At 69.9% G+C, this 25,565-nt stretch carries 23 protein-coding genes; 14 read left to right on the forward strand and 9 right to left on the reverse strand.

The window, feature by feature from the left end; genetic code table 11:
* Positions 1–33: 33 nt before the first annotated feature.
* Positions 34–681 (reverse strand): TetR/AcrR family transcriptional regulator, encoded by a 648-nt coding sequence (locus tag ABD259_RS14805; protein WP_344162966.1) that lies wholly within the window; start codon positions 679–681, stop codon positions 34–36.
* Between the two features lie 178 nt (positions 682–859).
* Here ABD259_RS14805 and ABD259_RS14810 point away from each other — a divergent pair, with 178 nt between their 5' ends.
* Positions 860–1,891, forward strand: a complete 1,032-nt coding sequence (locus ABD259_RS14810) for an NADP-dependent oxidoreductase (RefSeq protein WP_344162969.1) — start codon at positions 860–862, stop codon at positions 1,889–1,891.
* Between the two features lie 241 nt (positions 1,892–2,132).
* Complete coding sequence (locus ABD259_RS14815) at positions 2,133–2,651, forward strand: GNAT family N-acetyltransferase (RefSeq protein WP_344162972.1); 519 nt, start codon at positions 2,133–2,135, stop codon at positions 2,649–2,651.
* Positions 2,652–2,684: 33 nt separating this feature from the next.
* Here the strand turns inward: ABD259_RS14815 and ABD259_RS14820 are convergent, their stop codons facing one another.
* The 3 genes from ABD259_RS14820 to ABD259_RS14830 all read right to left on the reverse strand — a co-directional run bounded on the left by ABD259_RS14820 (position 2,685) and on the right by ABD259_RS14830 (position 6,299).
* Complete coding sequence (locus ABD259_RS14820; RefSeq protein ID WP_344163179.1) at positions 2,685–4,544, reverse strand: TRAP transporter permease; 1,860 nt, start codon at positions 4,542–4,544, stop codon at positions 2,685–2,687.
* A gap of 205 nt (positions 4,545–4,749) precedes the next feature.
* Positions 4,750–5,286, reverse strand: coding sequence for a DUF1850 domain-containing protein (locus ABD259_RS14825; RefSeq protein WP_344162975.1), 537 nt, complete (start codon positions 5,284–5,286; stop codon positions 4,750–4,752).
* Positions 5,287–5,303: 17 nt separating this feature from the next.
* Complete coding sequence (locus ABD259_RS14830) at positions 5,304–6,299, reverse strand: TAXI family TRAP transporter solute-binding subunit (protein WP_344162978.1); 996 nt, start codon at positions 6,297–6,299, stop codon at positions 5,304–5,306.
* A gap of 190 nt (positions 6,300–6,489) precedes the next feature.
* Here ABD259_RS14830 and hrpA point away from each other — a divergent pair, with 190 nt between their 5' ends.
* The 9 genes from hrpA (at position 6,490) to ABD259_RS14875 (ending at position 17,432) form a co-directional block, all read left to right on the forward strand.
* Entirely contained in the window at positions 6,490–10,437 is a 3,948-nt protein-coding gene (gene hrpA, locus ABD259_RS14835) for an ATP-dependent RNA helicase HrpA (protein WP_344162981.1), read from the forward strand.
* Positions 10,438–10,848: 411 nt separating this feature from the next.
* Positions 10,849–12,315, forward strand: coding sequence for a sensor histidine kinase (locus tag ABD259_RS14840; protein ID WP_344162984.1), 1,467 nt, complete (start codon positions 10,849–10,851; stop codon positions 12,313–12,315).
* Positions 12,316–12,460: 145 nt separating this feature from the next.
* Positions 12,461–12,886: a roadblock/LC7 domain-containing protein gene (locus tag ABD259_RS14845; protein WP_425573526.1), complete on the forward strand. Its 426-nt coding sequence runs from the start codon at positions 12,461–12,463 to the stop codon at positions 12,884–12,886.
* A 64-nt stretch (positions 12,887–12,950) separates the two neighbouring features.
* The gene (locus ABD259_RS14850; protein ID WP_344162987.1) at positions 12,951–13,310 is read left to right on the forward strand and encodes a DUF742 domain-containing protein; all 360 of its coding nucleotides are present in this window, start codon (positions 12,951–12,953) and stop codon (positions 13,308–13,310) included.
* Positions 13,311–13,332: 22 nt separating this feature from the next.
* Positions 13,333–13,890 carry a GTP-binding protein gene (locus ABD259_RS14855; RefSeq protein ID WP_344102906.1) on the forward strand — a complete coding sequence of 186 codons (558 nt, stop codon included), beginning with the start codon at positions 13,333–13,335 and terminating at the stop codon, positions 13,888–13,890.
* 160 nt (positions 13,891–14,050) lie between these two features.
* Positions 14,051–14,842, forward strand: a complete 792-nt coding sequence (locus ABD259_RS14860; RefSeq protein ID WP_344102908.1) for a thioesterase II family protein — start codon at positions 14,051–14,053, stop codon at positions 14,840–14,842.
* A 565-nt stretch (positions 14,843–15,407) separates the two neighbouring features.
* A complete protein-coding gene (locus tag ABD259_RS14865; RefSeq protein ID WP_344102910.1) occupies positions 15,408–16,019 on the forward strand; it encodes a biotin transporter BioY in 612 nt (203 codons plus the stop codon).
* Positions 16,020–16,074: 55 nt separating this feature from the next.
* Positions 16,075–16,836 (forward strand): energy-coupling factor ABC transporter ATP-binding protein, encoded by a 762-nt coding sequence (locus tag ABD259_RS14870; protein WP_344102913.1) that lies wholly within the window; start codon positions 16,075–16,077, stop codon positions 16,834–16,836.
* The gene (locus ABD259_RS14875) at positions 16,833–17,432 is read left to right on the forward strand and encodes an energy-coupling factor transporter transmembrane component T family protein (protein WP_344102915.1); all 600 of its coding nucleotides are present in this window, start codon (positions 16,833–16,835) and stop codon (positions 17,430–17,432) included. Before ABD259_RS14870 ends, ABD259_RS14875 begins: the two co-directional genes overlap by 4 nt.
* 786 nt (positions 17,433–18,218) lie before the next feature.
* Here ABD259_RS14875 and ABD259_RS14880 read toward each other — a convergent pair.
* The 4 genes from ABD259_RS14880 to ABD259_RS14895 all read right to left on the reverse strand — a co-directional run bounded on the left by ABD259_RS14880 (position 18,219) and on the right by ABD259_RS14895 (position 22,078).
* A complete protein-coding gene (locus ABD259_RS14880; RefSeq protein ID WP_344162990.1) occupies positions 18,219–19,352 on the reverse strand; it encodes an acyl-CoA dehydrogenase family protein in 1,134 nt (377 codons plus the stop codon).
* Entirely contained in the window at positions 19,349–20,557 is a 1,209-nt protein-coding gene (locus ABD259_RS14885; protein ID WP_344102919.1) for an acyl-CoA dehydrogenase family protein, read from the reverse strand. The genes ABD259_RS14880 and ABD259_RS14885 overlap by 4 nt, the downstream gene beginning before the upstream one ends.
* A 121-nt stretch (positions 20,558–20,678) precedes the next feature.
* A complete protein-coding gene (gene fabG / locus ABD259_RS14890) occupies positions 20,679–21,437 on the reverse strand; it encodes a 3-oxoacyl-ACP reductase FabG (protein WP_344102921.1) in 759 nt (252 codons plus the stop codon).
* Between the two features lie 137 nt (positions 21,438–21,574).
* Positions 21,575–22,078 carry a pyridoxamine 5'-phosphate oxidase family protein gene (locus ABD259_RS14895; RefSeq protein WP_344102923.1) on the reverse strand — a complete coding sequence of 168 codons (504 nt, stop codon included), beginning with the start codon at positions 22,076–22,078 and terminating at the stop codon, positions 21,575–21,577.
* Between the two features lie 336 nt (positions 22,079–22,414).
* Here ABD259_RS14895 and ABD259_RS14900 point away from each other — a divergent pair, with 336 nt between their 5' ends.
* From ABD259_RS14900 to ABD259_RS14910, 3 genes are all read left to right on the forward strand, one after another.
* Positions 22,415–23,254: a glycerophosphodiester phosphodiesterase gene (locus ABD259_RS14900; RefSeq protein WP_344102925.1), complete on the forward strand. Its 840-nt coding sequence runs from the start codon at positions 22,415–22,417 to the stop codon at positions 23,252–23,254.
* 191 nt (positions 23,255–23,445) lie between these two features.
* A complete protein-coding gene (locus ABD259_RS14905) occupies positions 23,446–24,060 on the forward strand; it encodes an ATP-binding protein (RefSeq protein ID WP_344102927.1) in 615 nt (204 codons plus the stop codon).
* A gap of 271 nt (positions 24,061–24,331) precedes the next feature.
* A complete protein-coding gene (locus ABD259_RS14910) occupies positions 24,332–25,153 on the forward strand; it encodes a helix-turn-helix domain-containing protein (RefSeq protein WP_344102929.1) in 822 nt (273 codons plus the stop codon).
* Positions 25,154–25,316: 163 nt separating this feature from the next.
* Here the strand turns inward: ABD259_RS14910 and ABD259_RS14915 are convergent, their stop codons facing one another.
* Positions 25,317–25,550 carry a DUF397 domain-containing protein gene (locus ABD259_RS14915; RefSeq protein ID WP_344102931.1) on the reverse strand — a complete coding sequence of 78 codons (234 nt, stop codon included), beginning with the start codon at positions 25,548–25,550 and terminating at the stop codon, positions 25,317–25,319.
* Positions 25,551–25,565 lie beyond the last annotated feature (15 nt).

Consider the following 25,565-nt stretch of genomic DNA (forward strand, 5'->3'; position numbering starts at 1 on the left):
GCGCGGGTTCCGCCGCTCCCGCGCCCCGCCGCATCAGACCCCGGTGCGGGGCGCCGCCCCGTACACCGAGCGCATGACGACCGCCGCGAGCGTCTCCACCAGGCGGCCGTCGCGCAGCGCGGGGTCGTCGCGTCGCGAGGCAGCCGAGAACACCGCGAACGTCATCTCCACCAGCGTGCGCGCGAGGTCGGCCGCCTCCGGCGGCCCGGCCAGGGCGCGGCCCACCTCACGGTCCCGCTCGATGCGCCGCCCGAGCGCTGTGATCAGGTGCTCGCTGACCCGGTCGCGGAAGGAGGCCAGCCGCGGGTCGTTGTCCGGGCAGACGAAGACCTCGCGGAGCAGCGCTCCCTGCTCGGCCCACAGGTAGGCGTTGGTGGTCAGCGCCTGGCGCAGCGCCTCCTCAGCCCCGGCCCCCGTGCCGTCCTCGCTCTCCAGCCACCCCGACAGTTCGTCGCGTACCCGCTCGGCGACCTGGTCGAGCAGGGCGACCAGCACATCGGTCTTGGTGGCGAAATAGAAGTAGAAGGTCGGGGCGGTGATCCCGGCGCCCTCGGCGATCTGCGCGACGGTGATCTTGCTCATCGGGCGCTCGCACAACAGCGTCCGCGCGCTGGCGAGGATCGCCTCCTCGCGCTGGTCGCCCTTGCTGGGGCGGCGGCGCCGCCCGGTCTGATCGTTCATCGGGACCAGTCTAACCAGGCATGTTGAAACACGCTCAATAAAAATCTAATGGCATTCGGGAATGATCGTCCGAGTGTCGACGTTGACGCGGGATGATGCCGTCCGGTCGGCGTCGGCACGGCACGTTGCCAGCGCCGGACCGCCGGGTCCGCCGCCCGATCACCAATCTGGAGGACACATGTCCACGAACGCAGCCTCGGCCGCATCGACCACCCGCGAGTGGCAGCTCGCCGCCCGTCCCGTGGGGTGGCCGAAGAACGAGGACTTCCAACTCGTCGAGCGCGAACTGCCCGATCTGGGCCCCGGCGAGGTGCGGGTGCGCAACACCTACATCTCCGTGGACCCCTACATGCGGGGGCGGATGAACGACGTCAAGTCCTACACCCCGCCGTTCCAGCTGAACAAGGCGATGGAGGGCGGCGCGGTCGGCACGGTCGTCGACTCCCGCTCCGATGACCTGGCGGTCGGCGACACAGTGCTGCACTTCGGTGGCTGGCGCACCCTCGCCCAAGGCCCGGCCTCCGACTTCCACAAGGTGTCCAAGGTGCCGGGCGTCCCCGAGTCGGTCTTCCTGCACGTGCTCGGCATGACCGGGCTCACCGCCTACGTCGGGCTGCTCGACATCGCCGAGTTCAGGGAGGGCGACACTGTCTTCGTCTCCGGCGCCGCCGGAGCCGTGGGATCCATCGTCGGCCAGATCGCCCGGCTCAAGGGCGCCAAGCGCGTCATCGGATCTGCCGGGTCGAAGGAGAAGGTCGACCTGCTGACCGGCAAGTACGGCTTTGACGCGGCGTTCAACTACAAGGACGGCAACGTCTCCAAGCAGCTCGCCCAGGCCGCACCCGAGGGCATCGACGTGTACTTCGACAACGTGGGCGGAGAGCACCTAGAGGCCGCGCTGAACGCCTTCAACGAGGGCGGCCGCGCCGCGCTGTGCGGCATGATCTCCATGTACAACGCCACCGAGCCCGAGTCGGCACCGCGCAACCTCTTCCTGGCTGTCGGCAAGCGCCTCACCCTGCGCGGGTACATCGTCGGCGACCACTACCACCGCTTCGACGCCTTCGCCGCCGAAGTCGGGGAGTGGCTGGCCAAGGGCGACCTGCTCTACGACGAGACAGTAGTCGAGGGCATCGACCAGGCGCGCGACGCCTTCCTGGACATGCTGCGCGGCGCCAACGTCGGCAAGATGCTGGTGCGCGTCGGCTGAGACCCACGCGGGCGGACCCCGGCGCTGGGAGCGGCCACGGGCGCCCCAGCGGTGATCACGCCGATGGGTCGGCCAAGGACGGACAGGTTCGAGGCCCCCGGCCCCTGACCGCCAGCGGGAAGGGGACGGGGCTTTCACCGCGGAGTGGTCCCCCGGTCCACCCGACCCCGGCGGGCCGCGGCGTGAGCGCCGCCCGCATAATGCTCCCTGGCCGTCGACACGGACAACAGGGAGTGGGGCCATGGCGGAGATCGTGCGGTTGTCGTCCGAGGAACTGCTCGGATGCGCGAAGGAATTGGCGGCCGTCCTTGTGGACACGGTCGCCAGCGGTGCCTCGGTGGGCTTTACCGGATCGATCGACCTGGCCGAGGCCACGGCCTGGTGGGAAGGGCTCGCACCGGACGTGGCCGATGGGGCGCTGGCGGTCTGGGCGGCCCGGTCCGGTGACCGGATCGTGGGAACCGTCCAGCTGCGCCAGGGCCGGATGCCCACCCACCGCCACCGCGCCGAGGTCGCCAAACTGATGGTGGAACGGGCGGCTCGGGGCATTGGCGTCGGCCGGGCGCTGCTGGCCACCGCCGAAGCGGCCGCGGCCGACGCGGGGTCGACCCTTCTGGTCCTCGACACCGAGACCGGCAGTGCCGCCGAGCGGCTCTACGCGGCGACCGGGTGGACGCGGGTCGGCACCATCCCCGACTTCGCCGCCGACCCCGCCGGGGTCCTGCGTCCCACCACCTACTACTACAAGTCCCTGGCCTGACCCCGCCTCCGCGGGGCGGCGGTGCGCCATCGCCTATCTCGTCGGCGCCGTCAGGGTGGGCCGCTCGCTCTTGCGCAGGAGCACCTGGGCGGCGATCACCGCCGTAACGAGGGCCATCCCGGCCAGATCCGGCCACAGGCCAGGGACGAGGATCAGCACCGTCGCAGCCAGAAGCACGAGGCGTTCGGTGAGAAGGGTGCGGCGGACCAGGAAGCCCTCCAGGGCCACGGCGGCGGCGAACAGGGCGAAGCAACCGCTGAGGACGGCCATCGCGACCTCGGCCGGGGTGCCGTTCAAAAGGAGCGGCGAGTAGGCCATGAGGAGTGGGATCAGGTAGATGCCCTTGGCGAACTTCCAGGCGGTCAGTCCGGTGCGCATGGGGTCGGATCCGGCGATGCCCGCCGCCGAGAACGCCGCCAGCGCCACCGGGGGTGTGACGTTGGAGTCCTGGCTGTACCAGTAGACGATCATGTGCGCGACGATCAGCGGGAGGCCCAGTTCGATCAGGGCTGGACCGGCCAGGACGATCAGCACGATGTAGGACGCCGTCACCGGAAGCCCCAGTCCGAGAATGAGCGAGGCCAGCGCCACCATCACCAGGGTCAGCAGCAGCCGCCCGTCGGCCGCGTCGAGCATGAGGGCCGACAACTTCAGGCCCAGTCCGGTGAGCCCGACGACGCCGACGATGATCCCCGCGACGGCCGTCGCGACCGACACCCCCAGGGTGTTGCGGGCCGCGATCACGAACACCTCGGCGAGGTCCCGCAGCCCCAGTCTGCTGCCCGCGCGCAGCATCGCCACGAGGAACAGCGTGGCGGTCGCGTACAGCCCCGCCCGCAGGGGGGTGACATACATCAGCAGCAGGGTGATGAGCAGCAGGAGCGGGGCGAGGAAGTGGTAACCCGACGCCAGGACCGTGCGCAGCCGCGGCATCTCCTCGGCCGGGAGCCCGCCGATGCCGTGCTTGCGGGCCAGGATGTGCACGAAGAGGAAGAGCGCCCCGAAGTACATCAGCGCCGGGACGACCGCCACCTTGAGGATGTCGGCGTAGGGCACCCGCGCCAGCTCCGCCATCACGAAGGCCCCGGCGCCCATGATCGGCGGGAGGAGCTGTCCGCCGGTCGACGCCGCGGCCTCGACGCCCGCCGCCTCGTGGCGGCGGTAGCCCACCCGTCGCATCAACGGGATGGTGAACGCGCCCGTGGCCACCGTATTGGCGATGGCGCTACCGGAGACCGAGCCCATGAGCGCGCTGCCCACCACCGCCCCCTTGGCCGGGCCGCCCGCGTGCCGGCCGGTCAGGCAGTAGGCCAGGCCGACGAAGAAGTCTCCTCCGCCCGTCTTCAGCAGCAACGCGCCGAAGAGAATGAAGACGAACACGAACGTTGCGGCGATACCCAGCGCCAGCCCGTAGATCCCCTCCTGGAACAGGTAGGTGTGGTAGACGATGCGCTGGTAGGTGTAGCCGCGGTGGGCGATCGTGTCCGGCAGCAGCGGGCCGAGCCACGCGTAGGCCACGAACACCATCGCCAGCACCGACATGAACGGGCCGATGACACGCCGACACGCCTCCAGCAGGAGCAGGATCGCCACGATCCCCATGGTCAGATCCGCGGCGCTCGGGGTGCCGACGCGCCCCACGATGTCGCCGTAGAACAGCACCGGATAGACGCCGACCACGGCCGCCAGCACGACGAACACCAGGTCGACGGCGGCCATCGGCAGCGCACGCGTCCACCGGCGCTTCCCGGCCGGGCACACCAGGAACACCAGGACCAGAACGAACATCAGATGCAGCACGCGCTGCAGGTAGGCATCCAAATCGATGACGAGAGCCGTGTAGATCTGGTACCCGCCGAGGGCGATCGCGAGGATCAGGATCACCGCCGCCATCACACCGGCGACCGGCCCCTCGCCCCAGCGCTCCGCCGCCAGCCGCCGCCATAGCGGCGGCTCGCGATGTCCGCGCGTCTCCGTCCCCGCCACCGATCGCAGCGGACGGGTGAATCTCTCCGGAGACGCGCCCTCGGCGTCCCCGCGCTCCGCGGCTCGGTCCGCTCCGTCCAGGTGCTGGTCGCTCATGTGGGCTGTCGACTCCTCACGTCTGCGGGGGTGGGCAATCGGCCGGAGCGATCGCCGCGATGGCGCGTCGCAGGGTCGAGATCCGGGCCGCTCGGACCACCACCGCCTCACCAGCCCAGCAGTCCGACAGAGCGAGCACGCCGCCGGGGTGCACCAGCCGGTGGTCGGCAGGCGGGGAGCCGACGCGGATCCGCAGCTCGCCGATGTCCCGGTCGAGCCCGCTCACCTTCCACCGCTCACCGACCGCCCGGCCGGTGCCGACCCCGGGGATGTGTCCCGTCCCGGCGCCGAACTGCGCCAGCAGGGTCGACTCCTGCACGATCCGCCCGGAGCGGACCTGGTAGCGGTCCTCGATGGGCAGTCCGTCGACGGAATGCACGAAGGTGAGGCCGAAGCACCGTCGCCCATCGAGCGGCAGATCCCCGAGGGGTCCGGCCGGCCCCTCCAGCGTCAGGGCCGGCCAGACCGGCCACAGGAGGGCCACCAGAACGAGGAGTCCGGTGGCCCCGGCGGCAGCGGCCCGGCCGGTGCCCGGTCTTCGGTGGCGCGTCACGGTGGCCCGCCGGACCTTCAGCCGTGCAGCTTCAGCGGGATGTCCACGCCGGCCTCCTCGGCGTACCGCAGCGCCCCCGGGTGCAGCGGTACCGGGCTCTTCCGCAGCGTCTCGGGGACCAGGTACTCGGCTCCGGGCTGGTACACCTGGTTCACCGCCTCGGCGTTCTCGTAGACGGCCTTCACCAGCCGGTAGGCGAGGGCGTCAGGGAAGTCGGGCCGGACGGTGAGGATGTTCCACACCGCCAGGGTCCGCACGTCACGGGAGACCGTGGAGTAGGTGTCCCCCTCGATGATGTGCGACGTGTAGAAGGGGTGATCCTCGACCACGGCGTCCACCTCGTCGCCGCACAGCGGGATCAGGTGCAGGGGGTCGGTGGCCTCCAGTTCGCGCAGGCTGCCGTGGCCCTCGCCGACCACCCACGAACCGGCGTCCAGCTGGCCCTCGCGCAGCGCCCGGGCGGTCTCGGCGTAGGCGTAGCGCTGCACGTCGATGTCGTCGAAGTCCATGCCCAGGTCCTCGAACACCAGGCTGGTGGTCAGCTCGTTGCCGCTGCCCGGCGCGCCCACGGAGAACCGGCGGCCCCGGACGTCGGAGAAGCAGTCGAGTTCGAGCCGGTCGTCGATCGATTGGAGGGACACGTTGTGGTACACGTTCGGGTACAGCACCACCAACGCGCGGTTCTCGACCGGCTGCTCGGCGAACTCGCCCTCCCCATTGTCGGCCTGGTAAGCGGAGTCGCCCTGGACGACGGCGAGCTCGCTGGCCCCGGCGCCGAGGAGGCGCAGGTTCTCCACCGAGGCGGCGGTGGCCTCGGCCGTGGCGCCGACACCCTCGACCTCCGAACCGACGATCTGGGAGATCGCTCCGGCGATGGGATAGTAGACCCCGCCCGTGGTGCCACTCGCGATGGAGAGGCTCTCGAAGCTGCCGCGTTCGGCGGGCTGGGTACAGGCGGTCAGCAGAATCAGGCTCAGTGGTAGCGCGCTCAATCCGAGCCACGGTCGTCGCATACTCGCTGGTCCTCTCCAGGGCCATGATCCGGGGGGTGAGTACTCGGGGCATGCATACTCGTCACATGTGCCGTGTGTGACGCTACCCAACCCTGAGTGACATGGAACACGTTTCAGGGCGTGGATCTCCCGAATGGCCGGTCGTTTGCGGAGAAAACCCCTTGCGAACGCTCATATCCTTGACCTCGGTATGAGAACCTCGCCAGCCAGATCCCCGCGTTCGGAGAAGTCCGCGGGTTCCCCCGCGCCCTACCCGGAACTCCGCGCCCGCTTGGGCCAGCTGATGCCCGCCGACCGGCACCGGCTGCGCCGTCGTATCGACGGCCTGCACAAAGTGCGCGACGAACGCAAGCGCGACGCCATCGCCGCCGAGCTGGCCGCCGAGATCGACCTCGCCGAGATGCGTCTGGAGCAGCGCAAGGCCGCCTGCCCGCAGATCAGCTATCCCGCCAGCCTTCCGGTCAGCCAGAAGAAGGACGACATCGCCGAGGCGATCCGCGACCACCAGGTCGTCATCGTCGCCGGTGAGACCGGCTCCGGGAAGACCACCCAGCTGCCCAAGATCTGCTTGGAGCTGGGCCGCGGCGTGCAGGGCAGCATCGGCCACACCCAACCGCGGCGCATCGCCGCGCGCACCGTGGCCGAGCGCATCGCCGAGGAGCTCGACTCCCCCCTGGGCCAGACCGTCGGATACAAGGTGCGGTTCACCGACCACTCCGGCGAGGACACCCTCGTCCGGGTCATGACCGATGGCATCCTGCTGGCCGAGATCCAGCAGGACCGGATGCTGCGCCGGTACGACACCCTGATCATCGACGAGGCCCACGAGCGCAGCCTCAACATCGACTTCCTGCTCGGCTACCTCAAGCAGCTCCTGCCGCGCCGCCCCGACCTCAAGGTCATCATCACCTCGGCCACCATCGACCCCGAGCGCTTCTCCCGGCACTTCGACGACGCCCCGATCGTCGAGGTCTCCGGGCGCACCTACCCCGTCGAGGTCCGCTACCGGCCCATCGCTGAGGACGGCGGCGACACCGACGACACCGAGCGCGACCAGGTCCAGGCCATCTGCGACGCCGTCGAGGAGCTGGGCCGCGAGGCCCCCGGCGACGTCCTGGTGTTCCTCAGCGGTGAGCGGGAGATCCGCGACACCGCCGACGCACTGGAGAAGCTCAAGCTCCGCGACACCGAGATCCTCCCGCTGTACGCCCGCCTCTCCTCGGCAGAGCAGCACCGCGTGTTCACCCCCCACCGGGGGCGACGCATCGTGCTGGCCACCAACGTCGCCGAGACCTCGCTGACCGTGCCGGGGATCAAGTACGTCATCGACCCCGGCACCGCGCGCATCTCCCGCTACAGCCACCGCACCAAGGTGCAGCGGCTGCCGATCGAACCCATCTCCCAGGCCTCGGCCAACCAGCGCAAGGGCCGCTGCGGCCGCGTGTCCGAGGGCATCTGCATCCGGCTGTACTCGGAGGAGGACTTCAGCTCCCGCCCCGAGTTCACCGACCCCGAGATCCTGCGTACCAACCTCGCCTCGGTCATCCTGCAGATGGCCTCGCTCGGGCTGGGCGACATCGCCGCCTTCCCCTTCGTCGAAGGCCCCGACCACCGGCAGATCAAGGACGGCGTCCACCTGCTCCAGGAACTGGGGGCGCTGGACCCGCAGGCCACCGACGCCCGCAAGCGCCTCACGCCGCTGGGCCGAAAGCTCGCGCAGCTGCCGGTCGACCCGCGGCTGGGCCGCATGGTGCTGGAGGCCGAACGCAACGGATGCGTCCGCGAGGTCATGATCATCGCCGCCGCGCTGTCCATCCAGGACCCGCGGGAACGCCCGGCCGACAAGCAGCAGGCCGCCCAGGAGTCGCACGCCCGCTTCGCCGACAAAGAGTCGGACTTCCTCGCCTACCTCAACCTGTGGTCCTACCTGCGGGAGCAACAGCGGGCGCTGTCCGGCAACCAGTTCCGCAAGCTGTGCCGCGCCGAGTTCCTCAACTACCTGCGCGTCCGCGAGTGGCAGGACATCTACAGCCAGCTCAAGCAGGTCGTCAAGGGCATGGGGATCACCCTCAACTCCGCCCGGCCCGACCCGCGCCAGGTGCACATCTCCCTGCTGGCCGGCCTGCTCTCGCACATCGGCCTCAAGGACCCGGAGAAGCACGAGTACCTCGGGGGGCGCGGCGCCCGCTTCGCGATCTTCCCCGGATCATCGCTGTTCAAGAAACAGCCCCGCTTCGTGATGTCCGCCGAACTGGTGGAGACCTCCCGGCTGTGGGGACGGATGAACGCCCGGATCGAACCGGAATGGGCCGAGGAGCTCGGCGGGCACCTGGTCAAGCGCTCCTACAGCGAGCCGCACTGGGAGAAGAACCGCGGCGCGGTCATGGCCTACGAGCGGGTCACGCTCTACGGCGTGCCCATCGTCGTTCAGCGCAAGGTCGGCTACGGCAAGATCGACCCGGAGCTCTCCCGCGAGCTGTTCATCCGCCACGCCCTGGTCGAGGGCGACTGGGAGACGCATCACAAGTTCTTCCACGAGAACCGGCGGCTGCTGGAGGAGGTCGAGGACCTGGAGCACCGCGCGCGCCGCCGCGACATCCTGGTCGACGACGAGACGCTGTTCCAGTTCTACGACGAGCGCATCGGCGCCGAGGTGGTCTCGGCCGCCCACTTCGACGCGTGGTGGAAGCGGGTCCGCCGGACCGATCCCGACCTGCTCGGCTTCGAGAAGTCGATGCTCATCAACGAGGAGGCCGACGAGGTGCGGGAGGAGGACTACCCCGACACCTGGCGTCAGGGGTCGCTTACCTTCCCGCTGTCCTACCAGTTCGAACCAGGTGCCGACGCCGACGGCGTCACCGCGCACATCCCGCTCAAGGTCCTCAACCAGGTGGAGGACACGGGCTTCGACTGGCAGATCCCCGGCCTGCGGCGTGAGCTGGTCACCGCGCTGATCCGGTCCCTGCCCAAACCGCTGCGGCGCAACTTCGTGCCCGTTCCCGACCACGCCGAAGCCGTCCTCGCCCGGCTCACCCCCTACACCGAGCCGCTGTGCGAGGCGCTGGGCCGAGAGCTCGGCCAGATGAGCGGGGAGCGCATCAGCGCGGACGACTGGCAGCTGGACCGGGTCCCCGACCACCTGCGGATCACCTTCCGCGCGGTGGACACCAAGGGCCGCAAGCTGGCCGAGGACAAGGACCTGGCCGCCCTGCGGGCCCAGCTCAAGCCGCGACTGCAGAAGGCGATCTCCGCCGAGGCCAAGGGCATCGAGAAGACGGGGCTGACCTCGTGGGACTTCGGCCCGCTGAGCAGGACCTTCGAGCGGAAGTCGGCCGGCCCGTCGGTCCGGGGCTACCCGGCCCTGGTCGATGAGGGCGACAGCGTCGCCATCAGGATCTACGACACCGAGGCCGAACAGCGCGCGGCCATGTGGGCCGGCGTGCGGCGGCTTCTCCTGCTGCAGGTCCCCTCGCCGGTCGCGGTGGTCCAGCGCGGCCTGGACAACACGGCCAAACTCGCCCTGAGCCACAACCCGCACGGCGGCATCACCGCGCTGTTCGACGACTGCCTGCGCTGCTCCGTCGACGCGCTGATGGCCGAGGCCGGGGGCCCGGTGTGGGACGGCGACGCCTTCCACCAGCTGCGCGAGCACGTGCGCGCCGAACTCGGCGACACGCTGGCCGAGGTCGTGGCGGCCACCGCGCGGGTACTGGGCAAGGCCCACGAGGTGCAGCGGAAGCTGAAGGGCACCACGAGCCTGGCCGTCCTGCCGTCCCTCAACGACATCCAGGGCCAACTGGCGGGGCTGATCCATTCTGGTTTCGTCACGGAAACGGGCCGGGGACGCCTGGCCGACCTGCACCGGTACCTGCGAGCCATGGAGTACCGGCTCGCCAAGCTCCCCGAGAACCCCCGCCGCGACCAGGTCAACATGGCCAAGGTCGAACAGATGCGTCAGGCGTGGGAGAAGCTGCTCGCCGGGCTGGGGCCGGGGCGGGCCGACGAAACGGGTGTGCGGGAGATCCGGTGGATGCTGGAGGAGCTGCGGGTCAGTCTCTTCGCCCAGGAGCTGGGCACCGCCTACCCGGTTTCGGAGAAGAGGATTCTCAAGGCGATCGAGGCGGCAAAGGTCGGATAGCGGACGAAAATGGGTCTGATGATCCGGTGGGTGGTTCTCATCACATCGTGATCAGTTGGGCGCGTGTCCGCCCAGGTAGTCGGAGAGTCACCGAGAGCGGCCGGTCCGCATTCGTCAAGAGAACGTCAGAAGGTCGCGAAACCTTGCTGCATAAGGGGATTGGTCGGTGCTAGCGTTGCCGACGATTCGTTGATCATGAGGCGATATCCCGGCGGTTGACCAACCGCGGGGTCAAGTGCGCGATGCCAGCGGCGCCACCGCCGTGATGGGTGGGCACCACCGCTGGTATGAGCCGATCGCGGTAGGTCACGCGAACTCGGGCCCGGCTCCTGTGCGAGCTCCGACGGCATCCTGCGTTCTGAGACCCCCTGTACCGCCGTCCGGTTCCCCTTGCATACGAGGAGATGTGCCGTGGCACAGCCACCGTCGTCGGCCGGGCGGGGAGACCAACCCCTGCCCCCTCAGCCGTCCCAGAACGGGGACCATCCTCTCTCGCACATGATGCGGGTGGAGGCCGCCGCCCCGCCGCCCTCGGACTCCGGGTGGCGACGCTTCCTGCGCCGCATCGGCGTCGGCCGGAAGGTGCAGCCGCCCGCTTCGCCCACCCCCGGCGTGCGGCCGGGCTACCCCCTGCACCAGCCACCGTCCCCGCCCCACCCCGGCGCTGGAAGCGGGCCGCAGCCCGTCCCGCCCTACGGCGCCCAGCCGCAGACGGCTCCCCCCGCTCCCGCCCCCATGGGCCCGTCGCCGTCGGCACCGCAGGCGCCGCCCGCGGTGGCGACCGCCCCCACTCCTGAGACACCACCCGCGGTCCCCGCGTCCGGGCCGGTGCCCGTACCGGACCGCGCCGATCTGCTGACCGGAACCCTGGCCGGTCTGGCCATGCGCGACCTTGCCCTGGTGGACTCGCTCATCGAGGTCGTGGAGGAGCTGGAGGACAGCAGCGAGGACCCCACGCTGCTCGACAAGCTCTTCAGGATCGACAACCTGGCCACCCGGATGCGCCGTAATGGCGAGAACCTGCTGGTCCTCGCCGGGCAGGATTCCGGTGACACGGCCACCGAGCCGGTCCCTCTGCTCGACGTCGCGCGCGCCGCGATCTCCGAGATCAGCGAGTACCAGCGCGTCCGCCTCGGGCACCTGCCCGACCTGTTCATCTCCGGCGCCGCGGCCGACGACATCAGCCACCTCATCGCCGAGCTGATGGACAACGCGACGGAGAAGTCGCCCGACCACGCCCAGGTCGTCATCAGCGCCCAGGCGATGGGTGAGGACCAGCTGCTCATCACCGTCGAGGACGAGGGGATCGGCATTCCCCCGGACCGGTTGGAGGCGTACAACTCCCGGCTCCGCGGCGAGCCCGTGCTGGACGAGGAAGTCATCCGGCACATGGGCTTCTACGTCGTCAGCCGCATCGCGCACAGACATGGTCTGCAGGTGCAACTCGAAGGACGCGCCTTCCGCGGCATCAGTGCCCACGTCGTGGTGCCGTCCTCGCTGTTCGGTAGCACCGGCCCCCGTCCGGTCGAGCCGCCCGTCGGCAGGTCCGCGCATTCCCTCGTGCGCCCGGTCTCCCCCTCGATGTCGCTGGCGCCCTCCGACGGGTCCTTGCCACGCCGTCCCACACCATCCGTTCCCGGTTCGGAAGCGCAGGAGAACAACCGCGCCATGGAGTCGTCGGTGACCGCGGCCGGGCTGCCGCGCCGCAGCGCCCACAGGAACACCGCTCCTCTGCCGTTGGCCGGCCCGGAGACATCGGTGGACGGTACGGCGGGCGACGGGAACGGCGCACCCGCCAGCAAGGCCGAGCGGATCCGGGCCGACCTGGAAGGCTTCATCGAAGGCCAGGAGGCAGCGGGCAGCGGTTCCGACGAATAGCCAAGGTCCGCGACCGCCCCGCTCCGGCGCCGCAAACGGAGAACGCGGCGCTACCGGCGGTCGCCCCGGCCGCGGGCAGGTGGCCGGACAGTCCCCTTACACCCAGCAATCCCGCTACGGAAACCCACCGAGGATCTGGTCGCACATGGACAACCGCTTGAGCGAAAGCGCGGAGAATTTCACCTGGCTCATATCCAACTTCGTCTCCGAAATGCCCGGGGTGGAGCATGCCGTGGTCGTCTCCTCTGACGGACTCCTGCTCACCGCCTCCGAGCAATTTCCCGAGGAGCACGCCGAACAGCTCGCGGCCATCGCGAGCGGCATGCAGAGCCTGTCGGACGGCACGGCGCGGCTCTTCAGCAAAGGCACCTCGGAACAGCTCATTCTCCGGATGGAGCACGGGCACCTGTTCGTGATGTCGATCAGCGACGGATCGACGCTGGCGGTCCTGACATCGAGCAGCGCCGACATGAAAATCGTCGCCTATAAGATGGCGCTGCTCGTGGAGAGCGCGGGGCACGTGCTCACTCCCCAGCTGCGCTCCCAGCTGCGTGAGGTCATCACGCCGTGACCGTGCCGATCCTGCCGACTTCCGACCGGACCCGGCACCGGAATACGAAGAGGATGCCAGCACAATGAGCTTTCGTAGGAAGAGGGGCGCCAGGATCCGCCCCTACACCTTCACTGGCGGCAGGACGAGGTCGCGCCATCCCCTGATGGTGCAGACCCTTGTCTCGGTCTCCGATCCGGATGCTCCGGCCCCGTCGAACCTGCTGCCGGAATCGCAGAGCATCCGCCTTTTGTGCCGGGAACCACGCTCGGTCGCCGAGATCGGCGCGGAACTCCGGATCCCCATCGGCGTGGCCCAGGTTCTCATCAGTGACCTGGCGGACCAGGGGCACGTCTACATCCACCCGACCATCACCGGACACAGTCCGTCGGAAAACCAAGTTCTGGAGAGGGCGCTCCGTGGACTCGAACGTCTCTTCCAATGACATTGCGGGCTCCGGCTCGCTAGTGTCCACCAAGATCGTCGTCGCCGGCGGGTTCGGCGCGGGCAAAACCACCCTGGTCGGCTCGGTCTCCGAGATCCCCCCGGTGACCACCGAGGCCGTGATGACCGAGGCCAGCATGGGCCACGACGATCTGACGGCCATCCCCGGCAAGACGACCACCACCGTCGCCATGGATTTCGGCCGCCTCACGCTCGAAGACGAGCTGATCATGTACCTGTTCGGCACGCCGGGCCAGGCCCGCTTCTGGTTCATGTGGGACGACATCGTGCGCGGGGCGGTCGGCGCGGTCGTCGTGGTCGACAGCCGCCGTCTGGCCGACTGCTTCGACGCGATCGACTACTTCGAACGCAACCAGAGCATCCCCTACATCGTCGCGCTCAACCGGTTCGACGGCCAGCTCGACTACACGATCGAGCAGATCCGCGAGGCGCTCGAAATCGACCCGAGCGTCCCCATCGTCGACTTCGACGCCAGGGAACGCCGCGACGCGGGCCGCGTGCTCCGCCGCCTGCTGGAGTACACGCTCTCCAGGCCGAAGGAGGCCGAACTGATCGCCTGAGATCGCGCAAGAAAAGCCGGGGGCCGGTCGTTTCCGCGGGCGACGCGTCCATTACGGTGGGGCGCCGTGACCTCAAGGTGCCGGCCAGCCCGGGTTGTCGGATATCCGGGCATGGTGACACCCGGTCCGGCCGTGTCCTCACTGACCCCTGGATGGTGCGATGCCCGCGAGAACCGCAGATGGCGACCCCCACTTCGGCGAGCACGGTCCGTCCGCCGTGCCCGCGGAGACCGTCGTCCCCATCGGCGGACAGGAAGGCGCGGACGCGCACCTCGTCTGCTTTCCGCACGCGGGCGGCTCGGAGATGAGCTTCCTTCCCTGGCGGGCCAAGCTCGCCGACCGGTACCGGATGTGGGTGGCCATCCGCCGCCGGAACGGCGGCCCGCCAACCGACCAGTGGACCGGAACGGTCGACGCGTACGTGGCGGAGCTGGGATGCCTGCCGGGCGAGCTCACCCTGTACGGCCACAGCATGGGCGCCCTGCTCGCCTACGAGACCGCCCGGGCCCTGCGCGCCGACGGGCGTGCCGTGCGCCGCCTGGTCGTCAGCGGGCGGGAAGCGCCGCACATCGGGCACAGTCTGGTGGTTCCGGACGACCCGGTGGAGCTGGCACGGCGCGCCGCCGACCGCTACGGAGGGATCCCGGCCGAGCTGCTTGATGACCCCGACACGCTGCGTGTCGTCGGGGAGGAGCTGATGCGCGACTACAGGATCTACGCCGGTTACCGCTGGCGTTCGGCGGCACCGCTCGACATCCCGATCACCGCGTTCGCGGGGACCGACGACCCCATGGTCACCGAGGCAGGGGTTCGCGAATGGAAGCGGTACACGACCCGGCGGTTCTCCATGGCCACGATCCCCGGCGGCCATTTCCCCGGCCCCCCGGGGCAGGAAGCGATCCTCACGGAACTCCGCGCGGACACCCACCAAGGCCGCCCATCCCGGTGGTGATCCCGGGAAGGTCGGCCACGTCCCCGCGGGGAAGTGGCCGATCCCCCGCGACCTGCGGCGGAGGTCCAGGGGATCCGGGCGGAAAGGAGGGCGCGCTGGGAGCCGCCGATCGGCGGGCCAGGTGGATCGAAACCTCCACCCCCTAATCCCTCCCTCGGGGGACGCGCCGGGTCTGACACGACCGCGCCACGGGGGAGGTTACCGGCGGCCTTGCGGCACGGACGCCGGGCCGTCGTTCCTGGGCGGCCACCCCTGCGGCGTCCGGCTCCGCGCGGTTAACGAGCGCTGGGCGGGCGGCCTCACCGGCCTTGCGGCACGGACGCCGGGCCGTCGTTCCTGGGCGGCCACCCCTGCGGCGTCCGGCTCCGCGCGGTTAACGAGCGCCGGACGGGCAGCCTCACCGGCCTCGCGGTTGGACCCGTACTGACACGCCCCCACAAGGATCCGCCGGACAATACCGTCACACCCCGACAAACTGTCCCGACGTGGTCATAGGCGACAATCAATAACGAATGCCCCGGTCACCGGGGTGCGCAGCTCAACCACGACCAGGACAGGAAGACCCATGCCCGACGCCCCCGCCCCCCGCGTGCGGTACCGCGGCCTGACCGCCCGCGACATCGCCCTCATCGGCATGTTCGCCGCACTGCTCGCCGTTCTGAGCATGCCGTTCTCTATCCCGGTCGGGCCGGTGCCCGTCACCCTGCAGACGCTCGGCGTCATGCTGGCCCCGAGCCTGCTGGGAGCCAAGCGCGGCACGCTTGCCATCCTCACCTTCCTCGCCCTGACACTCGCCGGCCTCCCGCTGCTGCCCGGCGGACGCGGTGGCGTAGCGCCCTTCCTCGGCCCCACCGGCGGCTACCTGCTCGGCTGGGTCGTCGGCGCCCTGGTGATCGGCCTGCTCGCCCAGCGCATGATGCCCCGCTACCGCTTCTGGGCCGGGTTCGGCGCCAACATCCTCGGCGGCATGGCCGTCATCTACCTCATCGGGATTCCGTGGACCGCCGTCGTCGTCGGTGACGGCCTGCTTGCCACGGCCTACGCCGCCGTCGTCTTCCTCCCAGGCGACCTGGTCAAGGCCGCGCTCGCGGCGGCGATCGCCAGCGCTGTCTACCGCGCTTACCCCATCCCGCCGGCGGGCACCAGGGGCACCGTCGAGGCAGGCAACGGCGCCTGACCCGCATGAGCCCTCCACCCGCCGCCGGTCACCACCTCACAAGGAGCCCGCGCCCATGCTGCAGCTGGAGAACGTGACACACGCCTACGACGGGCGCGTCGTGCTCAGCGATGTCTCGCTGCGGCTCACCGAGCACCGTATCGGGCTGATCGGCGCGAACGGCTCGGGCAAGTCCACGCTCGCGCGGATGCTCAACGGGCTCATCGTGCCCGACTCCGGCCGCGTCCTCGTGGACGGCCGCGACACCCGCAAGCACGCCCGGGAGATCCGGCGGCGGGTAGGGTTCGTCTTTTCCGACGCCACGACCCAGATCCTCATGCCCACGGTCGCCGAGGACGTGGCCATCGGGCTGCGCGGCAGCGGGCTGTCGGCCGCCGAGATCGACGCCAAGGTCGACGCCATCCTGGACCGCCATGGACTCGCCGACCACCGCGACCACCCGGCCCACCTGCTCTCCGGCGGCCAGAAGCAGATGCTGGCGCTGGCGTCGGTGCTGGTCACCGAACCGGAGATCCTTGTCTGCGACGAACCCACAACACTGCTTGACCTGCATAACGTCAAGGTCATCGAACGGACCCTGCGCGAACTCTCGCAGCAGATCGTCCTGCTCACCCACCACCTGGACTCCCTCGCCGACTTCGACCGCGTCCTGGTCATGGACGACGGCCGCATTGTGTTCGACGGGGAGCCGGGGGAGGCGGTCGCACACTACAGCGGCTTGATGGACCGGCGCGCCAGAGAGCGAGCGCAGGCGGGTGCGGTCGAGGCCGACCGGCCGTCGGCCGACGCCTCCGCGCTCCGGGAGCCCGGCCGGTGAACATCATCGGGCTCTACGTCCCGGGCGACTCGGTGCTCTACCGCGCCCCGTCCGGGGCCAAGCTGCTGGTCCTGCTGGTGGTGGTCACGACGGTGATCGCCCTCGGGAACCTCTGGGTCGCTCTGGGGGCCGCGTGCACCGCCGCCCTGGCCTACCCGCTGGGGGGACTGCCCCCGCGCTATGTCTGGCGAGTGGTGCGCCCCGTTCTCCCGTTCCTCGTGCTGATCGCCGTCTTCCAGGGATTCGCGGCCGACTGGCCGACCGCCGCCCGCGTCTGTGCCCAGCTCACCACCGCGGTCCTGCTCGCCGGGCTCGTCACGCTGACCACCCGGGTGAGCGAGATGCTCGCCCTCTTCGAACGCCTGGCCCGCCCCCTGCGCTTCGCCGGGGTCCGCCCGGACCGGGTCGCCCTCGTCCTGGCACTCACCATCCGGTCCATCCCCATGGTCGACGCCGCCCTGCGGGCGTCCCGCGAGGCCTACGCGGCCCGTGGACTGCGCGGCCGCCCGCACCTCATGGTGGTGCCGGTGATCGTCGGCCTGATCCGCTCGGCCGAGGCGACCGGCGAGGCCATGGCAGCGCGCGGGATCGACTGACTCGACCTCGGCACCGCCACGGGTCTGCTGGGCGGCCTTGTCGGCGGTTGGCTGATCCGGTGTTCTTGGGTGAAAAGCGGCACCGACGGCGGCAGGGGGCTGGGGCGCCGGTTGTGTGCGGGGTGCCGTCAGCTGGGTCCACTTGCGGCGGCCCGCCCCGCCGGTCTCCGCCCGGTGGAACAGGGGCGGTAGCTAACAGTTATGCCCGTTGTGCCCCACGTTCCCCGCGATGATCATGGGATCTGTCCCTGTTTTGTCCGGTTTGTCGGGACTATTCCCATGATCATCGCCAGCGGGGCCTGTGGCAGCCGACGGCTCCCGCATCGCCGAATGGCCTTCACGTGAGGCGAAAGGGCCGTCCTCGCGTCGCGAGTCGCCGCCCAGCCATATCCGCCAGGGGGCAGGCGCCGCCAGTCGCCCGGCCCGGCCCCTGTCCTCTGCCTCGCGATGATCATGGGAAATCTCCCGGCAAACCGGACAGAACCGGGACAGATCCCATGATCATCGCGGGGAAGGTGGGGCAAAACGGGCATAACCGGCGCCCGAAGGTTCGCACGTCGAGTTTCGGGCCGCCCGCACGGCCCTCCCCGGAGCCGACCAGGGGTGCCCCGCCCCTGCTCCCCTCGCAGCCACCACCCCCGCTTCGGGCAGGGAGCCGACGTGCCCAGCCCCCTGCCGTCGTCGGTGCTGCTTTTCGCCCAAGAACACCGGATGAGGCGACCGCCGACAAGGCCGTCCAGCAGACCCGGAGGGGCTCAGGAGACCCGTGGCGGTGCCGAGGTCGAGTCAGTCCTCCGTTCCGACGGGCAAGTCGACGAGCCCGGCCACGGCCATGCGGTGGCGGTCGGCGGTGCCCAGGGCGATCGCGTCGCTCTTGGCCCGCTTCAGGTAGAGGTGGGCCGGGTGCTCCCAGGTGAAGCCGATGCCGCCGTGCAGCTGCACCGCCTCCTCAGCCGCGGTCACCGCGACACGGGACACGAACGCCTGGGCCAGCGCGGCGCCCAGCTCGGCCTCGGAGCTGTCCGGCGCGTGCGCCACCGCGCTCGCCGCGTTCCTGGCGACGGCCCGCGCCTGAGAGACCGCCACCCACACGTCCGCCAGCCGGTGCTTGACCGCCTGGAACGACCCCACGGCGCGGCCGAACTGGGTGCGGGTCTTCACGTAGTCGACGGTCGTGTCGAGCGCCCACTGGGCCACGCCCAGCTGTTCGGACGCGAGTATGGCCGCTCCGGTCACCAGCGCCGTGCGCAGCGCCCGCTCGGCGACCGGACCCGTGGCCACGCACCGGGCGGCGGCCCGGTCCAGTCCGACGTCGACCAGCGGCCGCGTCAGGTCCAGCCCGACCAGCGGTGTCCGCACCGTGTCGGTCGCCTCCACCAGGTACAGGCCGGGGCCGCTTCGGGCGAGGGCGGGGACCAGCAGGGTGTCGGCGGCCGTCACGTCGGCCGCCTTGGTGACCGTTCCCGTAAGCTCGCCGTTCTCCTCCCGCACCGCCCCAGGGAAGGCCCCTCCGGGCACCGTCGCCAGAGGAACGGCGAGCGCCACGGTCAACTCGCCCGAGGCCATGCGGCCGAGGGTCGCGGTCACGCTGGGGGAGTCGCCGAGGTTCAGCAGCGCCGCGGTGGACAGCACCGCGCTGCCGAGGAACGGTACCGGGGCGGCCGCCCGGCCCAGCTCCTCGGCCACCACCGCCGCCTCCCGCCAGCTCGCACCGGCCCCGCCCTGGGCTTCGGGAATCGGCAGGCCAGCCACCCCAAGCCGGCACAGCTCCTGCCACAGGGCGGTGTCGGTGGGTGCGTCGCTCTCCACCCGCGCGAGGACGCCCGAGGCCGGGCACTTGACCGCCAGCAGTCCGCGGACACTGTCGCGCAGCTCTTCCTCGACCTCGCTGTACAGCAGGTCCGTTTCGGTCGTGCTCACTTCGGCAGGTCCTTCCACGCGACGTCCTTGTCGACCCGGATCTCCCCGGGCAGGCCCAGGACGCGCTCGGCGATGATGTTGCGCAGGATCTCCGAGGTCCCGCCCTCGATCGAGTTGCCCCGGCTGCGCAGGTAGCGGTACCCGGCGCCGCGCGTGGCCATCCCGTGGCCGTCGGGGCGGTGGAATGTCCAGTCGTCGTAGGTCAGTCCCTCGGCGCCGCGCAGCTCCACCTCCAGGCCGGAGATCTCCTGGTTGAGGCGGGCGAACGCGAGCTTCGTGGCCGATCCTTCCGGCCCGGGCTGGCCGATCGCGAGCTGCTGGCGCAGCCGCTCCTGGGTCAGCCGAGCGGCCTCGGCCTCCACCCACAGCCGCATCAGCGTGTCGTGCAGCCCCGGTGTGCGCAGTTCCGGCGGTGCGGAGCGCCAGGCCTCCGTGGCGAACCGGATGAGTCCGCCCTCGCGCGGCTCCGGTCGGCCCCCGATGGACACGCGCTCGTTCATCAGGGTGGTCTGCGCGACCCGCCAGCCGTCTCCGACCTCACCCAGCCGGTGGGAGTCGGGGATGCGGACGTCGGTCAGGTAGACCTCGTTGAACGCGGCCTCACCGGTCAGCTGGCGCAGCGGACGGACGTCGACGCCCGGCGCGTGCATGTCGCAGATGAAGTAGGTCATGCCCCGGTGCTTGGGGACATCGGGGTCCGTGCGGGTCACCAGGATCGCCCACCGTGCGTTGTGTGCGTGTGACGTCCACACCTTCTGCCCGTTGACCACCCACGTGTCGCCGTCGCGCACGGCGCGGGTGCCGAGGGCGGCGAGGTCGGACCCGGCGCCGGGCTCGCTGAACAGCTGGCACCAGACCTCCTCTCCGACATACAGCGGCTTGAGGTAGCGGCGGCGCTGTTCGGGCGTGCCGAACGCGACGATGGTCGGAGCGGCCATGCCGAGGCCGATGATGAGCTTGTCGCGCCCGGCGGGGACGGCACCGAGCCGCTCGAACTCCTCGTCGACGACGGTCTGCAGGACGCGCGGGGCGCCCAGCCCGCCCTCGCCCTCGGGGAAGTGGACCCACGCCAGCCCCGCGTCGAAACGGGCGGCCAGGAACTCGGTGGGATCGGTGGTGGTGGGATCGTGGGCGGCGACGACGGCCGCGACCCGTTGGCGTAGTGCGGTCGCGTCGAGCGACGCCCCCGCGGGAGCCGTTGTCATGGCACCTCCGGTGCGCGACTGAGGGACTGGGGATCGGAGGGGGAGTGGGGGCCTGTGGGGGACCCGGCAGGGCGGGTGGGCCGCCGTGCGGGCGGCGGCCCCGGCAGCGACGCCTGGCGCGTCAGTCGAGGGGACCACCCGCGACGTAGATCACCTGGCCGGACACGAATCCGGACCCTTCGCTGGTCAGAAAGGAGATGGTGTTGGCGATGTCCTCCGGCTGGCCGACCCGGCGGACCGGGATGCTCTCGGCGGCGGCCTTCTTGAAGTCCTCGTAGTCCATGCCCACGCGTGCTGCGGTGGCCTTGGTCATGTCGGTGACGATGAAGCCGGGGGCGACGGCGTTGCAGGTGACGCCGAACTTGCCAAGCTCGATGGCGAGCGTCTTGGTGAATCCCTGCAGCCCGGCCTTGGCGGTCGAGTAGTTGGCCTGGCCCCGGTTGCCCTGAGCGGAGCTGCTGGAAAGGTTGACGATGCGGCCCCAGTTCTCGGCGACCATGTGCTGCTGGGCGGCGCGGGCCATCAGGAACGAGCCGCGCAGGTGCACGTTCATGACTGTGTCCCAGTCCTCCTCGGACATCTTGAAGAGGAGGTTGTCACGGAGGACACCGGCGTTGTTGACCAGGATCGTGGGCGGGCCGAGCCGTTCGGCGACCTGGCCGACGGCGGTGGCCACCTGGTCGGCGTCGCTGACGTCGGCGCCGACGCCGATGGCGGTGCCGCCATCGGCGGTGATCTCGTCGGCGGTCCGCTGGGCGTCGGACTCCTTGAGGTCGATGACCGCGACGGAGCGGCCGTCGGCGGCCAGCCGGCGGGCGGTGGCCGCTCCAATGCCGCGGGCGGCACCGGTCACGATCGCGACGCGCGCTGCTTCTGACATGGTTCTACCTCCGATGGAGTGGTCCAGGGCACACTGGGGCCGATCCTATCCACTCCATACCGACCAGGTGGTATGTGGGTGGGGTGGTTGGCGCTGCCCCGGATCACGAGCGGGCGTGCACGCGGTGCGGATGAGGCTCAGTCAGTGTCGAACTGCCAGCGCGTCGGCGAGCCGTCGAAGTCGTTCATGTCGAGGGCGAACACCCAGTGCGGACGCACGCGCACCGTCGAGCAGACGGCCGGGTCCAGAAAGTTCGGGGTGGCCCGTGTCCGATACTTGGCGTTGAACAGGGCGGTGAGGTAGTCGAGCACGGCCTCCTCGGTCACGAATCCGGCTCGCCCCTCCAGCACGACCGGGCGCCGCGCGTCGCAGGTGGACACGGAGATCCGCGGGTTGAGGCGGAGATTGCGCACCTTGCGCGACCTCCGGGCGCTGCGGAACCAGAGCTCCTGGGCGTCCCAGACCCCCCAGACCGGCATCGTGTGCGGGCGGCCGTCCGGCCATACACTGCACACCCAGTAGTCGTGGGATTCGCGCAGCCGCTCCTCGGCCCACGACCACGGCAGCAGCCCGCCCCCTTCATCGGGGCCCAAGACGCCGTAGCCGGGCATGAACGGGCGGGCGGCACGCGGCTCGGTCATCGTGACTCCCCGAGGTCATCCGCTGATGACTTCAGGATCCCATTTCAGGCGTTGCGGGGCCAAGGGGCGCGCGGTGCGGTGACCAGGGTGGTGGGGGCACCACGCCTCCGGTAGGGCGGACTGGTCAATACACACAGTTACGAAAATTCGGCGTCTGGCGGGGTATCGTTACGCGACGAGACCAGCCCGCGGGGTAGACGGGTATGAGAGAACCAGGCGGGTGGCATCGGCGCGATATTTCCACCGGATGCTCACCCGCTCGCCATCGGGGAGTGGCCAGGGCCGGTGAGGATGGTGGAGAGAGCTCCGCCGGTTCAGACCGAGAAAGGCCGTGGTATGCCGGGCAGCAATGGTTCCAGGGGCCTCGCGCGGCGGCAGCGGCGCGTCGTCGGAGCCGGATCGTATCGGCGCCCGATGGTCGTCGTCGCGCACCGCGGTGCCTCCGCCTACGCGCCGGAGAACACGTTGTCCGCGCTTCGGCTGGCTCGAATTCACCACGCCGACATGGCCGAAATTGACGTGCGGCGGACCGCCGACGGCCAGTTCGTCGTCATCCACGACCTTGACCTGCGTCGCACCACCAACGTCGCCGAGCTGTACCCCGACCGCCGGTCGTGGCGCGTCTCCGACTTCACCCTCGCCGAGATCCAACGCCTCGACGCCGGTTCGTGGTTCGGCGAACGCTTCACCGGAGAGCGCGTGCCGACGCTGACGGAAGCGCTGGACGCGCTGCGCGCGGATGACCTGGGAGCGCTGGTCGAGCTCAAGGTCCACCGGCGCGACCCGGAGATGTGCCGTGACCTCGCCGCGTTCCTCTGCGCCGACCGGTACTGGCGCGCGGCGGGCGCCGACGGTCGGCTCATCCTGCAGAGCTTCGACTGGGTCACCCTGCGCCGGGTCGCCGAGGACGTGCCGGGGTTGCACACGGCGGTTCTGGGCAAGACATACGGCCGTTTCGGGCTTCGCCGGATCGCCCGCTACGCGCGCCAGATCAACCCGCATCATCTTCGGGTCACCGCTCCCTATGTCCGCCGCGCTCACGCCCAGGGACTGACCCTTTTCGGATGGACTGTCAATAACGACCACGCGATCCAGCGGATGATCCGGGACGGTGTCGACGGGATAATCACCGATTATCCGGACCGTGTGGCCGACTACCGGACACTCGCGGCCTGACGCGACGGTCGCGGATTCATCCGAGGACTCCCTGGTCCACGGCGTTCCCGGCGTTTCGTCGTAGCAACCGATGGCAAGTCTTCTTCACGAACTCTCAGCTTTTCCTGAACCCCCGGCGAGCTTGTCCTAGGATTCCTGCAAGAGGAGGATGCACGTGCATCTGGGCCTTGCGCATGCGTAGTCCTTCAAGGGTGCCGGTCATCGCGCAGTCCGGTACTGGTGGCGATCGAGACGAGTGCAAGGGGATCGCGGTGACCGGACAACCAGCCCAGGAATCGCTAGGGAGGACCGCCGGCGAGGAAGTGGCGGCGGAGGTCGGTGACCCGAACGGGCCGTGGTGGGTACCGATCCTGCGGAACGGCGTGCGCGGTCGGCTCGACGGACACTCGGACCGCCGCGGGCTCGACATTCTGTGCTGGAGCTTGGTGGCGCAATCCGGAGCACCCGCCATCGGCCGCGAGATCTGCGGCGGGGTGCTGCGGGAGTGGGGTATGGCGGGCCTCACCGGCGACGTACAGCTGGTGGTGTCCGAACTCATCACCAATGCTCTTCGGCACGGGTGCCGGTGTTCGTCCGCCACGGCGGTCGGCGCCTGCGGCGCCGACGTCCAGCTCGGCATGGTGCGTTGGGGAGGCGAACTGATCTGTGCTGTCAGGGATGAAAGCGATCGACTGCCGGCCCGGCGCGAGCCCGATTTTATGTTGGAGAGTGGCCGCGGCCTGCACCTCGTCGCGTCGTTCGCTCGACGCTGGGGTGTATTGCCCACCTTCCCCAGCGGTAAATATGTCTGGGCGCTGTTCGCCTGATCGGCGTCCGATCGAACCGCTCCCGTCCCTCTGTCCCCCAAACGGGCGTCTGTCGCGTCCCATGTATAACCTGGCACCGGTGTCACAGACGAAACTCGGTGGTGTGTGACCGTGTCAGCGATATCGTGTAACGACGATGTGCAGGGGCTTCAGGGCGTAAGCAAGGACCCTGGCGGAAAGGAAGGGGCCTGGCTTGGCGCCGACGGGTAGGAAAACGGCGGCCGCGGATATCGCTCGCCTCAAGAAAGGCAGCGGTCCGACGGTGCGGCGCATGCTGCTCGGATCGGAACTGCGCAAGTACCGAGAGGCACGCGACATCTCGCGAGCGGCGGCGGGGCACCACATCCGGGGCTCGGAATCCAAGATCAGCCGTATGGAGCTGGGCCGGGTCGGGTTCAAGGAGCGGGATGTCGAGGACCTGCTCAAGCTCTACGGGGTGACCGACAAGCAGGTCGTTCGGACACTGACCGACCTCGCCCGCGACACCAAGAAGCCGGGATGGTGGCAGCACTATGGCGAGTCGCTGCCCAACTGGTTCCAGTCCTACGTCGGCCTGGAAGAGGCCGCCAGCCGCATTCGCGTCTATGAGGCGCAGTTCGTTCACGGTCTGCTGCAGACCGAAGACTACGCCCGCTCCGTGATCTCGTCCGGTGTACTGACCCCCAGCCTGGAGGTCGAGCACCGCGTCGAGGTGCGCATGAAGCGGCAGCGCCACATCTACGAGGGCTCGGACGTGCGCCTGTGGGCGATCCTCGACGAAGCCGCGCTTCGCCGTCCGGTCGGTCCCGTGGACATCATGCGAAGACAGCTCCAACACCTGCTTCACGCCTGTGACCACCCGAACATCACGTTGCAGGTGATCCCCTTCGCGGCGGGCGCCGTCGCGGCCGAAGCGGGCTCCTTCACGATTCTGCGCTACCCCGACTTCGAGCTGTCGGACATCATCTACCTCGAACAGCTCACCGGCTCGATGTGCCTGGACCGGCGCAGTGAGATCGACGCCTACACGATGGCAATGGAACGACTGAGCGTCATCGCCGAACCTCCCTCCCAGACCCAGGACCTGATCAAGGGCATGATCGACGATCTTTAGCCGGGGTGGCTGAGTTCAGGTGGGTCTCGATCGGGGCCGCTCGCGTGTGTGTGGAGCCCATGAGAAACGGGAGGGGCCCACCCCCCGACATCAGGTGGGAACCCCTCCCTCGCGCCGTGACCGGTGCGGCGCGATCCCTGGGCTACTGATCCCAGTCAGGACATCAGGCCAGCAGGTTGTCGAAGTCACCGTCCTTGGCACCCAGGATCAAGGCGTCGATCTCGGCCTGGGTGTAGACCAGAGCCGGCCCCTCGGGGAAGTTGGAGTTGCGCATCGCGATGCGGCCGTCGGCCAGCCGGGCCATCTCGACACACGTGCCGCGCGAGTTGCTGCGCTGGCTCTTCTGCCAGGAGACGTTGGTGAGTTCGGACGCCTTGATGCCGTTGTAAGCAGTCACGGGGGTACAGCTCCT

The organism is Nocardiopsis rhodophaea, from assembly GCF_039530945.1.
GTDB lineage: Bacteria > Actinomycetota > Actinomycetes > Streptosporangiales > Streptosporangiaceae > Nocardiopsis_C > Nocardiopsis_C rhodophaea.